Consider the following 14,191-nt stretch of genomic DNA (forward strand, 5'->3'; position numbering starts at 1 on the left):
ACGCTACTCAATTGGATGGTATATAGTGATTAGATAATCATTCCATGTATAATATACAGGACGAGCATTTATTTTCCAAAGACAATAGGATGAGTGAGATGAGCGCAAATGGGAATGGATCTGGAGAAGCAACGATTAAGCATTGAAGCAGCGAAATTGTATTATCAGTCCGATTACAGCCAACAGGATATTGCCGCAAGGTTAGGTGTATCGCGTCCAACAGTGTCCAGATTACTTCAGTACGCGAAGGATCGTGGGTATGTCCGCATTGAAATTATGGACCCGCTGGAGGATATCGACATCATTGCCGGAGAACTCAAGTCGAAATATGATCTGGATTCGGCACTTGTGTGTTTTGCCCCATTGAAGAGTGATGAGGAAATACAGAAACATATCAGCAAACGAGCAGCGGATTATCTTCAGGAGACGGTCCAGGATGCAGATATTATTGGGGTGACCTGGGGAACAACCATGCATGCCGTAGCACGCCAGCTTCGTCCCAAGCAAGTCAAAGGTGTCGAAGTTGTGCAATTGAAGGGGGGCGTAAGCCACTCCCATGTCAATACGTATGCCGCTGAGATTGTTCATTTGTTCGCTGAGGCATTCCACACGGTACCAAGGTATCTGCCGCTGCCCGTTATTTTCGACAACATTGAAGTGAAAAAAATGGTGGAAGCGGATCGGCATATCGGCAGAATCGTGGAACTAGGCAGACAGGCGAATATCGCCTTATTTACCGTAGGTACTGTGAAGGAAGATGCATTATTATTCAGGCTCGGTTACTTCAATGAAGAAGAGCAACAATTGCTGATGAACTCAGGTGCAGGTGACATTTGTTCACGCTTTTTCGATGCGGAAGGTCAGTTGATCAGTGAAGAGATTAACAGCAGAACCGTCGGGATTGATCTGGCTGAATTGAGAAATAAGGAAAAATCAATCCTGGTCGCCGGGGGACAACGCAAAATTGAAGCCATTCACGCCGCGCTTAAAGGTCATTATGCGAATATTCTGGTTACGGATCAGTACACTGCGCAGGCATTACTGCGATTCTAATTTCAAATGAAAATGTATGACAACATCTGCCACGAAAAAAGGGCGGATGTTTTGCTTTGTTAGGCAGAAAATATAATATAACGAAGCAAGAACGACAAATGGACTCGTGAACAAAAGTTCAAGTTGATTTTTACATATGTTCATGTTAGTGTAAGGGTATAGAAAATAACTAGTTCAGATAAGGGAGAGATTCAATTGACTACACCACAATTAGCTAAAATGATCGATCATACGTTGCTTCGTGCGGACGCAACACAAAGTGAAATGGCCAAGTTAACCGAAGAAGCGAAACAATACCAGTTTGCTTCTGTATGTGTTAACCCCGGCTGGGTTGCTTATGCTGCTGAGCAGTTGCAGGGTACTGGCGTAGATATCTGCACCGTTATTGGTTTCCCTCTGGGAGCATCCACATCGGAGACGAAAGCTTTCGAAACTAAGGATGCGATTGCTAAAGGTGCAACTGAAGTCGATATGGTCATCAACATCAGTGCTTTGAAAGATGGCAAAGATGATTACGTTGAACAGGATATTCGTGCTGTTGTTGAAGCGGCTGCGGGTAAAGCTTTGGTGAAAGTTATTATTGAAACTTGTCTGTTGACGGATGAAGAGAAAGTACGTGCTTGTCAGGCAGCTGTGCGAGCTGGAACTGATTTTGTTAAAACCTCTACAGGATTCTCCACAGGTGGAGCAACGCCAGAAGATATCGCTTTGATGCGTCGTACTGTAGGTCCTGATGTAGGTGTTAAAGCTTCAGGTGGCGTACGTAGCCTGGAAGATATGCAGAAAATGATCGAAGCGGGAGCAACTCGGATCGGTGCAAGCTCTGGCGTGAAAATCATGCAGGGTGGTCAGTCTACATCTTCGTATTAAGCAAAAGCTTATGAAGTAAAATGTAGTAGTATATTCTCTGTACTTGGGTTTCAACTCAGGTACAGAGAATACAACTTACACTTATAATTTAAATAACTGAACTTATTGTAAGCGCTTCATAAGTTTTCTGAAAGGATACTGAATTAGAATCCTTAAGAACCCTTTGAGCTGAATTTTACATCCGGCTTAACTACCTTCAAAGGAGAGATCATATGAAATTTTTAATTGCTCTTATCGGCTTGCTTGTTGTTTTTGGACTGGCTTATATCGCAAGCAACGGTAAAAAGAAAATTCGCTACCGGCCGCTCGCCATTATGATTGTTTTACAAGTGATCCTGGCGTATGCCTTGCTGAATACAGGGGTCGGGACATGGTTGATTGGTGGATTCGCGACCGTATTTAAAAGTTTGCTTGATTATGCGAATGAAGGGATTGCGTTTGTATTTGGTGATTTGACCACCGTAGGTGCAGAGACTGTAGGGACACCGTTCTTCCTCAGCGTATTGATGCCAATCGTTGTCATCTCTGCACTCATTGGGATATTGCAGTATATCCGAATCTTACCTTTTGTTATAAAATATATTGGTCTGGTATTAAGCAAAATCAACGGAATGGGCAAACTGGAATCATATAACGCGGTTGCTTCGGCTGTATTGGGGCAATCTGAAGTGTTCATTTCTGTGAAAAAACAAATTGGGTTGTTGCCAAAACATCGGCTGTACACCTTGTGTGCCTCGGCGATGTCCACGGTATCGATGTCGATTGTCGGTGCCTATATGTCCATGATTGATCCGAAATATGTGGTTACGGCACTTGTGCTGAACCTGTTTGGCGGTTTTATCATTGCTTCCATTGTGAATCCTTATGAGGTTACAGAGGAAGAAGATATATTGGAAGTACAGGAAGAGGAGAAACAATCCTTCTTCGAAATGCTGGGCGAGTACATTCTGGATGGATTCAAAGTCGCCATCATCGTAGCTGCGATGTTAATCGGCTTTGTTGCCTTGATTGCACTTGTCAACGGAATTTTCAGCGCGGTGCTTGGTATTTCGTTCCAGGAGCTGCTTGGTTATGTGTTTGCACCATTAGCCTTTATTATGGGTGTTCCTTGGAAAGAAGCGATTCAGGCGGGAAGTATTATGGCAACCAAAATGGTATCCAACGAATTCGTCGCCATGCTTGCTCTAGCGAAGGAGACCGTATTGTCTGCCAGAACAACAGGGATCGTATCCGTCTTCCTCGTATCGTTCGCCAACTTCTCCTCCATTGGTATCATTGCCGGTGCGGTGAAGGGACTTCATGAGAAACAAGGTAATGTGGTAGCCCGCTTCGGTCTGAAACTGCTTTACGGTGCATCGCTTGTCAGTGTATTATCTGCGATCATCGCCGGACTGTTCTTGTAAACCGGATTATTGGAAGGAGTGCTTAGGTTATGTCAACATTTAAAAGAGTACATCTGATCGTTATGGATTCTGTAGGGATCGGCGAAGCGCCGGATGCAGCAGAATTTGATGATTTTGATGTGGATACCTTTGGTCACATTGCACGTGAACGTGGAGGTCTGAAAATGCCTCATATGGCCAGTCTCGGACTGTCCAACATCAAAGAAATCGAGGGTGTTCCTGTAGCGAATGCACCCAAAGCATATTACACCAAGATGCAGGAAGCATCCAGAGGCAAAGACACGATGACAGGTCACTGGGAGCTGATGGGTCTTTACATTGATACACCTTTCCGCGTGTTCGAGAACGGTTTTCCCGATGAGTTGATTCAGCGCATTGAAGAGAAAACGGGCCGCAAGGTGATTGGTAACAAACCGGCCAGTGGCACGGAAATTCTGGATGAGCTGGGTGCCGAGCATGTCGAAACTGGCGCGCTCATCGTATACACATCCGCGGATTCGGTTCTGCAAATTGCAGCACATGAGGACGTTGTACCACTAAAAGAACTGTATGAGATCTGTGAGTTCTGTCGTGAAATTACACTTGAAGATCCATACATGCTGGGCCGCATTATTGCACGTCCATTTGTAGGTGAAGCGGGTAACTGGAAGCGTACTGCGAATCGTCATGATTATGCGCTCAAACCTTTTGGTCGTACTGTCATGAATGAACTGCAAGATGGTGGATTTGATGTGATCGCCTTGGGTAAAATCGCGGATATCTACGATGGCGAAGGGGTAACCAAGGCCGTTCGTACCGTCTCCAACATGGATGGCATGGACAAGTTGTCTGAAACGATGGATGAAGAGTTCACTGGACTCAGCTTCCTGAACCTGGTTGATTTTGATGCCTTGTACGGTCACCGTCGTGATCCGCAAGGTTATGCTCAGGCGCTTGAGGACTATGATGCACGGCTGCCAGAGATTTTTGCCAAAATGACTAATGATGACCTGCTGCTGATCACAGCTGACCATGGTAACGATCCAACCTACCGTGGTACAGATCATACACGTGAATATGTACCACTGCTTGCCTACTCTCCGCGCTTCAGCGAGGGGAAAAAGCTTGATCTGCGTAGCACATTTGCTGACCTTGGTGCAACCGTAGCTGAGAACTTTGGAGTGAAAATGCCGGAATATGGTACCAGCTTCCTGAAAGATTTGAAATAAGTTCTGGGTAGGTAACGGAAACTTTAGGAATTAAGTCTTCTTTTTTTTAAAACTGGATAGGGGATGTCGGAGTGGCTGAGACTGCTCCGGTTCCTGCCATCATAATAGACTAAACATATAACTGGAGGAGATTCATTCATGAGTACTCATATTGGAGCAAAACCCGGAGATATCGCAGAAACGATCCTATTGCCAGGAGATCCTTTACGCGCGAAATATATTGCAGATACGTACCTTGAAGATGTTGTATGTTACAACGAAGTTCGCGGAATGCTTGGTTTTACTGGTACATATCAAGGGCACCGGATTTCGGTGCAAGGTTCAGGAATGGGTATCCCGTCCTTCGCGATCTATGCTAACGAGTTGATCAGCGAATATGGTGTGAAAAACCTGATTCGTGTAGGTACTTGTGGCGGTATGCAGGAGCATGTCCGTGTACGTGACATTATCCTTGCACAAGCAGCATGTACAGATTCCAGCATGAACAAACACGTATTCGGTGGATATGACTTCTCGCCAATCGCTACCTTCTCCCTGCTGAAAGAAGCGTATGACCGTGCAACAGCCAAAGGCATGAAGATTCACGTAGGTAACGTGTTCAGCTCCGATTCATTCTACCGCGATGACCGTTCCGTTACCGAGAAACTCATGAAGCACGGCGTACTGGGCGTAGAGATGGAAACAACAGCATTGTACACCATCGCTGCCAAGTTCGGTGTTAACGCACTGACCATCCTGACGGTAAGTGACCACTTGCTGACAGGCGAAGAAACATCTGCCGAAGAGCGCCAAAAAACGTTCAACGACATGATGGTAGTTGCCCTGGATACAGCAATCACACTGTAATTGTTATTCATAATCATTGATTTTAATCGAAACTTTTGTTTTAAGCACGGAGTGAAGGAACCGGAATCGATTCTGAAGAAGCGAAGCGTTCGCCTTTGTCTCCGAGTTTTCTCCATTGCAAAATGGAATCAAAAAAACTTGGAGATAACAGCGATCAAAAGGACGATCCGGAGCCGGAACGAATTAACATCAAAGTGTTCTGTACAATCAATACACACACAAGGAGAGATCATCATGAGAATGGTAGACATTATTGCCAAGAAACGCGACGGAAAAGAACTGACAACGGCTGAGATTGATTTTGTTGTACAAGGATATACACAAGGAGAGATCCCGGACTACCAAGTCAGCGCATGGGCGATGGCGGTATTCTTTAAGGATATGACAGATAAGGAACGCGCCGATCTGACGATGTCGATGGTGAATTCCGGTGAAACAATCGACCTGTCCGCTATCGAAGGCATCAAAGTAGACAAGCACTCCACAGGAGGTGTGGGCGATACGACGACACTGGTACTCGCTCCGCTCGTTGCTGCGCTGGATGTTCCTGTTGCCAAAATGTCCGGACGTGGACTTGGTCACACGGGTGGTACAACAGACAAACTGGAATCCGTTGCCGGTTTCCACGTAGAGCTTGAAAAAGAAGAGTTCATTCGTCTTGTAAACGAACACAAGGTTGCAGTTATTGGACAAAGTGGTAACCTTACGCCTGCAGACAAAAAGCTCTATGCACTGCGTGACGTAACAGCTACCGTTAACTCCATTCCATTGATCGCCAGCTCCATCATGAGCAAGAAAATTGCAGCAGGTGCTGATGCAATCGTATTGGATGTTAAAACGGGTGCAGGTGCATTCATGAAGACAACAGAAGATGCCAAAGAATTGGCACATGCCATGGTAAGCATCGGTAACAATGTTGGCCGTAAAACGATGGCTGTTATCTCCGATATGTCCCAACCACTGGGTCTGGCGATTGGTAACGCGCTTGAAGTGAAAGAAGCCATCCTCACCCTGCAAGGTAAAGGTCCGAAAGATCTGGAAGAACTGTGTATGGCTCTTGGCCGTCAGATGGTATTCCTTGCTGGCAAGGCAGATTCCTTGGAGCACGCTGAGGAGAAATTAAAAGAAGTGATCCAGAACGGTAAGGCACTGGAGAAATTCAAAGATTTCCTGGCAAATCAAGGCGGAGATGCTTCGGTTGTGGATCATCCGGATCGCTTGCCTCAAGCACAGTATCTGGTTGAAGTTCCAGCAGACAAAGACGGCTATGTTGCCGGAATCGTCGCTGACGAAATCGGAACTGCAGCAATGCTGCTCGGCGCAGGCCGCGCAACGAAAGAGTCCGAGATCGATCTCGCGGTTGGTCTGATGCTGAACAAAAAAGTCGGTGATCCAGTCAAAGCTGGTGAGTCCCTCGTAACGATCCATGCCAATCGTGAAGACGTGGCAGACGTCATCGCGAAGATCAAAGAAAACATTACGATTGCGGATCATGCCGATGCGCCTGTATTGGTTCATGATATCGTAACGGAATAATACATTCAGAGCAGACGAGATGTAATCTCATGTCTGACTGAATATGAAAGCCCCAAAGCGATGTAATCCATAGCTTTGGGGTTTTTTGTCGTTGAGGCGCACGTTGTTACTACTAGCAATCATTGGCTCTTTATTTTCTCATACGCCATCACCGAGTCCGCATTGGTATAAATATAAGGCGTGGATGGCTCGGATACAGGTGTCACCTTTGTGGCGCGAATCTCAATCGTATCCTTACTGTTCACCTGTGCAGAGCCGATGCTGCCATCGATTTGTACCCAACTATCTGTAGGGAAGCTATCCGCGTCGGGGATGTGAATCATCACACCGAAGGGAGCCGCATCAGCGGGGCAGCACATGACGAGAAATCGTCCCAGTGCAAAATGTGATTCATGATCCATGCTTTTGTCACGGTAGACAAAACCGGTTAACGAGATATCTTTGCCTGCAAATTGTCGCTGGAACATGTCGATTGTGCCGAGTGTTTCAGAGAAAATCTCGGGATAAACCTTAATGACGGGTTCCGCATACAATTTCTCCGCCAACTCAGCGAATTCGCGGCTGTACTCATCTGGAGGGACGAATTGTACTTTGGTAGCTGATGCAGACTGAACAGCCGTTGGTTGTTGTGTGAGATCTTGTACATTCAACTGCGTTACCGGATCAGGTAAAGGTTCTTTCCGACGAATCTCGGGAGGGGCATAGGTGAGAGACATCCCTTTCTGACTGGCCATGGAGCTGCCGAGAGCCCGATCAGGTAACAGAAACCCCAGCAATAAGGGTATAGCAATCAGACCATATACCAACAAGCTGCGTAGGAAACCGGAAGGGGGTGGATGCTCACAATCGCAATGAACCTCGTTACTACTGAACAGTCCATGCCAGGCCATGATAACGGCAATAAACAATAAGGGAACGGGGCAGCATAACAGCAGTTTTTGCATGGTAGGAGCCAAATAATAATGAAGCGAATCACTTGAATTCAAGTGAATAATGTAGACTGCCAACCCGCCGATCCAGCCCGCACGGATCAGGTTATGCCATTGAATGATGTGTGATTTTGGAACTGGAGGTTTGGTCATTGTATAGACCGTGTGGTTCATATCATCACCTCCTCTCTATTGATAGTCAGTATGAAAGTTCATGTGATTAACCATTTAGGTCATGAAGTATTTTCTTCAACTTTTATACCAGCAGATTAATCAACCACGAGCCGGCGAAGACGAGTATGATAATCGCTAGACTTAGACCAATAACAAACCGGGTACGGAAGGTCGAGAGCAGCATCAGGGTGCTTTTGAAATCCAGCATTGGACCAAGTACAAGGAAGGATACCAGCGGCCCCAGTGCAAACGTATGTGAGAACGCAGAAGCCACAAAAGCATCAGAAGTGGAGCAGAGGGACAATACATAAGCAAATCCCATCATGAACACATAAGAGGCGACAGGACCATTGCCAAGTGAGATCAGATCGCTGCGGCTAATGAATGTCTGGATGCAGGCTGTAATCAGGGCACCGATCACCAGATATTTGCTCATATCGACGAATTCATCTCCGGCATGAATGAAGAAGCTGCGCCAGTTTTTCACATGGTTATGATCATGTGCATTTGCGTGTGCATGAGCATGAGATTGCGCCATTTTAAATCCAGGATGCGTCTTGACCTCTGTCACTGCGACTTTTGGCATCCGAAGGGGATTTCGACGAACGAACACATACACGAGCATGCCTATGGAAGCTGCTACGGCAAAGGCCAGTCCCATACGGGCAATGGTAATCTCAGGATGGGAGGGAAAGGCAAGCAAGGTTGCGGTAAATACGATGGGATTCACTACGGGACCACTCAAGATGAACGTAACTGCGATATAGGCAGGCATTCCTTTGTGCATTAATCGTCTCACTACCGGGATCATGCCACATTCACAGATGGGAAAAATAATACCGAGCAGTCCTGCAACCAGCACACCGCCGATCGGATTCTTGGGCGTGAGTTTGCGGACCATTTCTTCGGATACGAACCACTGCATGAGCGAGGACAATAGCACACCCATGAGCAGAAAAGGAGCAGCTTCAAGAAAGATACCTATGAATACCGTTTTCATATTTTGCAAAGCTTCACTGTTCCATGCTTCCTTCAGGTCTGGAGCCATCGTGATCAACACGGGAACAAGAAATGCACAAGGGATCAGGAAGGAAAGGAGCTTCAGATTGGCTGCCATTTTCATGAAACAGACCTCCACAACTAGGACTTTGATAAAATATATGCTTGTACGTGCAGCAACATACATCATTCCTATGTTCTAATCAACATTTTTACGATTAATCAAGATTCTTCATCATATTAGAGTTGACAACCCAAAGAAAACTGCGGTATAGTTCGGATTGATCATCCTTAATAGTAATTATTACGATTAAGGAAAGGGAGTCTATTTTTGCTCTCTCATAGGCTCAGAAAGAAGATTAGTCAATCCAACTTAAGCAGAATGGAGGAAGCAGAAATGTCAGATCAACAGGTTCAACAACGGGTTCCAGTAACCGTACTTAGTGGATATTTGGGTGCAGGCAAAACGACACTGCTCAATCATGTGCTTCATAACCGTGAGGGGATGCGTGTTGCTGTCATCGTCAATGATCTTAGTGAGGTTAATATCGATGCAGGCGTAATACGAGATGGTGGAGGATTATCGCGTATTGATGAGAAACTGGTTGAGATGTCGAATGGGTGCATCTGCTGCACTTTACGGGAGGATCTGCTGAAAGAAGTTGAGCGGCTGGCGCTGGAGGGTTCTTTTGACTACATATTGATCGAATCGACGGGTATTGGTGAACCGGTACCTGTTGCGCAGACGTTTACGTATATCGACGAGGAACTCGGCATTGATTTGACGAAATTCACCCGACTCGACACGATGGTTACGGTTGTTGATGCTGCTCAGTTCTGGCGTGACTTTTATTCCAAAGAAACATTGAAGGACCGTGGACAGCAAGCGGGGGAAGACGATGTTCGCGGAATCGTTCATCTGCTGACAGATCAGGTGGAATTCTGTGATGTGTTGATTCTGAACAAATGTGATCTGGTGTCAGAGGAAGAACTGACGAAGCTTGAGAAGGCCCTGCACGCCATGCAACCGGAAGCCAAGCTCATTCGCACGACACATGGGCAGATTGATCCGAGAGAGATATTGAATACGGGACGTTTTGATTTTGAAAAAGCAAGCCAGTCCGCGGGTTGGATCCGCGAATTGATGAAAGAAGAACATACCCCGGAGACTGAAGAATATGGAATTCATTCATTTGTCTATCATCGAAAACGTCCATTCCACCCGGAAAGGTTGCTGCGTTGGATTGCGAAATATCCAGATAGCATCGTGCGATCCAAAGGTCTGATGTGGCTGGCGACAAGAAACCATATGGCGATCTCTTTCAGTCATGCAGGTACATCAAAGCAGCTTGCGCCAGCAGGAATATGGGTAGGTGCGATGAGTGAGGAGGAAAGACAACTTCACTTTGGTGATACATTGCCAAACATACCGGATTGGGATGATGAGTGGGGCGATCGGGTGACGAAATTGGTATTTATCGGCATTGACATGGACCGCGCAGAGATTGAACGTACTTTGGATGAGACCCTTCTTACGGAAGAAGAGATGTGGATGAACTGGCGTGAACTGAAAGATCCTTTTCCGGCATGGAGTTGACAAAAGAAAAAGCATAGGCTAATATCATTAAATAGTAATTATTACGATTAAAAAAGAGGAGGCAACAACCATGAGAGTCATTGTAACCTTAGCCTGCACCGAGTGTGGGGATCGCAACTATACAACAACCAAGAACAAGCGTAACCATCCAGAGCGTCTGGAGATGAAGAAGTACTCACCTCGTTTGAAGAAAATGACGATCCACCGGGAAACACGCTAAATTTTTTTGTTCATTTTAAATCGTAATATTTACGAAAAGAGGGAGTGGCATGATACTATCTTCCATGCGTGATGTTGTATTCGGATATGGCAAAGAGCCAGTCATTGATCAACTGTCGCTGGATATCCATGTGGGAGAGTTCATAGGCATTACTGGCCCTAATGGTTCTGCCAAAACAACCCTGTTAAAGCTGCTGCTGGGGCTGTTGAAGCCCTGGAGTGGCACGATACATATGAGTCCCCAGATGAAACGCGGGAACAACTCCAATATCGGTTATGTGCCCCAGCAGGTGGCATCGTTTAATAGTGGATTCCCTAGCACGGTGAATGAACTGGTCCGATCCGGATGTTATACCAGACTGGGACTTTTTCGCAGATTTACATCGGAGCAGGATGCCATCGTTGAACGCAGTTTGCGTGAGGTCGGCATGTGGGAATATCGGAATACACGTGTCGGTGAGTTGTCCGGTGGACAGAAGCAGCGGATCTGTATTGCCAGAGCCATGGCTGGGCAACCGCAGGTTCTGGTACTGGATGAGCCGACAACGGGGATGGACCGACGCAGCCGAGAGGGCTTCTACGATCTGATGCGCCATTATACGGATGTTCATGGGTTAACGATTATAATGGTTACTCACGGGTTGGAAGAAATGGGAGATCGATTGGACCGTACCATTACCCTGGAGCGGCAAGAAAGTGAGGAATGGCAGTGTTTGAGTACGAATTCATGCAACGTGCCTTTTGGGCAGGTGGACTGATTGGGGTCATAGCTCCGATTCTGGGTGTCTATCTGATGCTCAGACGGCAGGTTCTTATGGCAGACACGTTATCCCATGTCTCACTCGCAGGTGTAGCGTTAGGTTCGGTCATGAATCTTAACCCGGTCATCTGCGGATTCGCCATTGCCATTATTGGTGCATTACTGGTTGAACAACTCCGTCGAAGTTACCGAACCTATAGCGAGGTTCCTGTTGCAATCATTATGACCTCGGGGCTAGCCCTTGCGGTGGTATTGATGAGTCTGAAAACGAATCTGTCCAAAACATTCAGCTCATACTTATTTGGATCAATTGTCGCGGTTAGCGATATGCAGTTGTGGATGATGGCAGGTGTATGTGTCACAGGTTTGCTTTTTTTCATCATTCTCCGAAGACCGCTCTATAGCCTTACGTTTGATGAAGAGACAGCTTCCATTGGAGGCGTTCAAGTGAGAGGATTATCGTTTGCATTTGCCATTTTGACAGGAATGACTGTAGCTTCAGCCATGCCGATTGTAGGTGTGTTGCTGGTATCTGCTCTCATCGTATTACCCGCTGCCTTGGCACTCCGAGTATCTCGCAGTTTTACAGCAGCGATGATCGTCGCGGTAATCACGGGGGTAATCGGTATTTTTAGCGGACTGACAACATCTTACCATCTAAATACACCACCGGGAGGAACGATTGCTCTCATCCTGTTGGTCTTCCTATTGACTGGAATATCAGCGCAAAAGCTGATTGCACGATACAACCGCAAGCGTCACCGTAAAGAGAGAAATCAACAAGAACAACGAGCAACGTTAGTTATCCATTCAAGGAGGAATACATCACATGAAATTCAGTAAAAAAACAGCGCTCGGACTGTTATTCAGTCTGACACTTATCGTCGCAGGTTGCGGACAGAAATCCGCTTCCGATACCAGCGCAGCTTCGACGGGCACTCCCGTTCCAGCCGAGACGGAAACCGCAAAATTAAACGTGCAGGTTAGTTTCTATCCCATGTACGAATTCACTAAAAATGTAGCAGGCGACCTAGCGGATGTACATACGCTCGTTCCAGCGGGTATGGAGCCTCATGATTGGGAGCCAACACCACAGGACATTGCCAGCATTGAGAAAGCGGATGTGCTTGTATTCAACGGTGCAGGTATGGAATCATGGATTGATCAGGTCACCGGAAGTCTGAGTAACACTTCACTCATTCAGGTGGAAGCAAGCAAGGGCATCAACCTGCTTGAAGGTGGAGAGCATGATCACCATCATGAACATACAGAGGCAACAGAACACGAACACGATCATGACCATGCGAATGAAGCGACTACAGAAGAGCATGATCACGACCACGATCATGCAGATGAAGCGACTACTGAAGAACACGACCATGATCATGACGCCGAGGCAGAAGAAGGACATGGACATGATCATGGTGGACTGGATCCCCACGTATGGCTGTCGCCTGCACTGGCTGTAACGGAAGTACGCAATATTGAAGCGGGATTGGCGCAGGCTGCTCCAGAACACGCTGCACAGTTCAAGCAAAATGCAGATGCTTACATTGTTCAATTGGAGTCACTGGATCAGGACTTCAAGGCGGCTGTGACGGATAGCAAACGCAAAGATTTCATCACACAACACGCTGCATTTGGTTATCTGGCTAAAGAATATGATCTGCAGCAGGTACCTATTGCCGGGCTATCCCCTGAGCAGGAACCTTCGGCAGCGCAGATGGCATCCGTTATTGATTTTGCGAAAGAGCATCAGGTGAAGACGATTTTCTTCGAAACACTGGTTTCATCCAAAGTATCTGAGACGATTGCAAGTGAAGTGGGGGCCAAAACGGCTGTATTAAACCCGCTTGAGGGACTCACCGAGGAAGAAATTGCGGCGGGAATGGACTACATTAGCGTGATGAGACAGAATCTGGAGGCACTGAAACTGGCACTGAACGAATAATAAAAGATCGATTTGATGCCTGTCACCGAAAAAGGTACAATAATACAACATGCTGAGGAATGGAGTGCCATTCCTTTGCCTTTTTGCGAAGCAGAGAGCACAGTGATGTGCTCTCTGCTTCGTTTAAGGTGACCGGATAGAGGAGAACAGGAGGAAGCCTTAGATGAATTCAAATGAAGAACATGAAGTGCTATTAAGTGAACAGCCCGCCCATCTGTGGAGACGGCGCAAGCTGGAGCTGATAAACTGGACGGAGCGTGACAAACATACAGTATCCGCGAAGAAAACGGAGATATGGAATGGCGTTGAAGTGGATGCCGAGCTCGTGAACGCATTATCCATACTTCAGAATGCGGGGGTCAAGACGGAATTTTCATGTGCAGGGGTGAGTCCGCTTGATGAACCCGTCGATCATTCCCTCTATGCTTATGTTACCCTTGTGCAAAGTGAAGTTGCGGATCAATTCGTGCACTATGCACTTATTCGGATGCGGAATCGACTGCTCGTTACGCTAGAGGCTGAGAAGGGCCGCTATGATCTATCTTCTTTTTTCATTGGACACAATCGGAGCTTCTGCTGGTGGATGGAGCACTGCGCCTTACAGTTCGGAAGCCGAAACGAATCGAGTGAAAAAAGCGTAATATAA

At 46.6% G+C, this 14,191-nt stretch carries 14 protein-coding genes; 12 read left to right on the top strand and 2 right to left on the bottom strand.

The genetic code is table 11. The features are described 5' to 3' along the window. The first annotated feature begins 114 nt into the window (after positions 1 to 114). From deoR to AC4G47_RS12890, 6 genes are all read left to right on the top strand, one after another. Complete coding sequence (deoR, locus tag AC4G47_RS12865) at positions 115 to 1,053, top strand: DNA-binding transcriptional repressor DeoR (RefSeq protein ID WP_458127270.1); 939 nt, start codon at positions 115 to 117, stop codon at positions 1,051 to 1,053. Between the two features lie 219 nt (positions 1,054 to 1,272). After that, positions 1,273 to 1,923 (top strand): deoxyribose-phosphate aldolase, encoded by a 651-nt coding sequence (gene deoC, locus AC4G47_RS12870; RefSeq protein WP_491106697.1) that lies wholly within the window; start codon positions 1,273 to 1,275, stop codon positions 1,921 to 1,923. Positions 1,924 to 2,135: 212 nt separating this feature from the next. Next, positions 2,136 to 3,326: a NupC/NupG family nucleoside CNT transporter gene (locus AC4G47_RS12875; RefSeq protein WP_458122767.1), complete on the top strand. Its 1,191-nt coding sequence runs from the start codon at positions 2,136 to 2,138 to the stop codon at positions 3,324 to 3,326. A 29-nt stretch (positions 3,327 to 3,355) separates the two neighbouring features. After that, positions 3,356 to 4,534, top strand: coding sequence for a phosphopentomutase (gene deoB / locus AC4G47_RS12880; RefSeq protein WP_491106250.1), 1,179 nt, complete (start codon positions 3,356 to 3,358; stop codon positions 4,532 to 4,534). 138 nt (positions 4,535 to 4,672) lie between these two features. Further along, positions 4,673 to 5,380 (top strand): purine-nucleoside phosphorylase, encoded by a 708-nt coding sequence (gene deoD / locus AC4G47_RS12885; RefSeq protein ID WP_491106251.1) that lies wholly within the window; start codon positions 4,673 to 4,675, stop codon positions 5,378 to 5,380. 234 nt (positions 5,381 to 5,614) lie between these two features. Next, entirely contained in the window at positions 5,615 to 6,916 is a 1,302-nt protein-coding gene (locus AC4G47_RS12890) for a pyrimidine-nucleoside phosphorylase (protein ID WP_047843307.1), read from the top strand. A 119-nt stretch (positions 6,917 to 7,035) separates the two neighbouring features. Here the strand turns inward: AC4G47_RS12890 and AC4G47_RS12895 are convergent, their stop codons facing one another. Next, a complete protein-coding gene (locus AC4G47_RS12895; protein WP_491106252.1) occupies positions 7,036 to 8,019 on the bottom strand; it encodes a TIGR03943 family putative permease subunit in 984 nt (327 codons plus the stop codon). 82 nt (positions 8,020 to 8,101) lie between these two features. Then, positions 8,102 to 9,142, bottom strand: coding sequence for a permease (locus AC4G47_RS12900; RefSeq protein ID WP_491106253.1), 1,041 nt, complete (start codon positions 9,140 to 9,142; stop codon positions 8,102 to 8,104). Positions 9,143 to 9,415: 273 nt separating this feature from the next. Between AC4G47_RS12900 and AC4G47_RS12905 the strand changes: the two genes are divergently transcribed. The 6 genes from AC4G47_RS12905 (at position 9,416) to AC4G47_RS12930 (ending at position 14,191) form a co-directional block, all read left to right on the top strand. Then, on the top strand, positions 9,416 to 10,615 hold the full coding sequence (locus tag AC4G47_RS12905; RefSeq protein WP_491106254.1) for a GTP-binding protein: 1,200 nt from the start codon (positions 9,416 to 9,418) through the stop codon (positions 10,613 to 10,615). A 70-nt stretch (positions 10,616 to 10,685) separates the two neighbouring features. Beyond that, positions 10,686 to 10,835, top strand: coding sequence for a 50S ribosomal protein L33 (gene rpmG / locus AC4G47_RS12910; protein ID WP_036613813.1), 150 nt, complete (start codon positions 10,686 to 10,688; stop codon positions 10,833 to 10,835). Between the two features lie 49 nt (positions 10,836 to 10,884). Continuing rightward, positions 10,885 to 11,592, top strand: a complete 708-nt coding sequence (locus AC4G47_RS12915; protein ID WP_482070018.1) for a metal ABC transporter ATP-binding protein — start codon at positions 10,885 to 10,887, stop codon at positions 11,590 to 11,592. Next, on the top strand, positions 11,538 to 12,437 hold the full coding sequence (locus tag AC4G47_RS12920) for a metal ABC transporter permease (RefSeq protein ID WP_458122760.1): 900 nt from the start codon (positions 11,538 to 11,540) through the stop codon (positions 12,435 to 12,437). The genes AC4G47_RS12915 and AC4G47_RS12920 overlap by 55 nt, the downstream gene beginning before the upstream one ends. Further along, positions 12,424 to 13,545, top strand: coding sequence for a metal ABC transporter substrate-binding protein (locus AC4G47_RS12925; RefSeq protein WP_491106255.1), 1,122 nt, complete (start codon positions 12,424 to 12,426; stop codon positions 13,543 to 13,545). Before AC4G47_RS12920 ends, AC4G47_RS12925 begins: the two co-directional genes overlap by 14 nt. Positions 13,546 to 13,708: 163 nt before the next feature. Then, positions 13,709 to 14,191, top strand: a complete 483-nt coding sequence (locus AC4G47_RS12930; protein WP_491106256.1) for a hypothetical protein — start codon at positions 13,709 to 13,711, stop codon at positions 14,189 to 14,191.

It is taken from the genome of Paenibacillus sp. Negev47 (assembly GCF_058313655.1).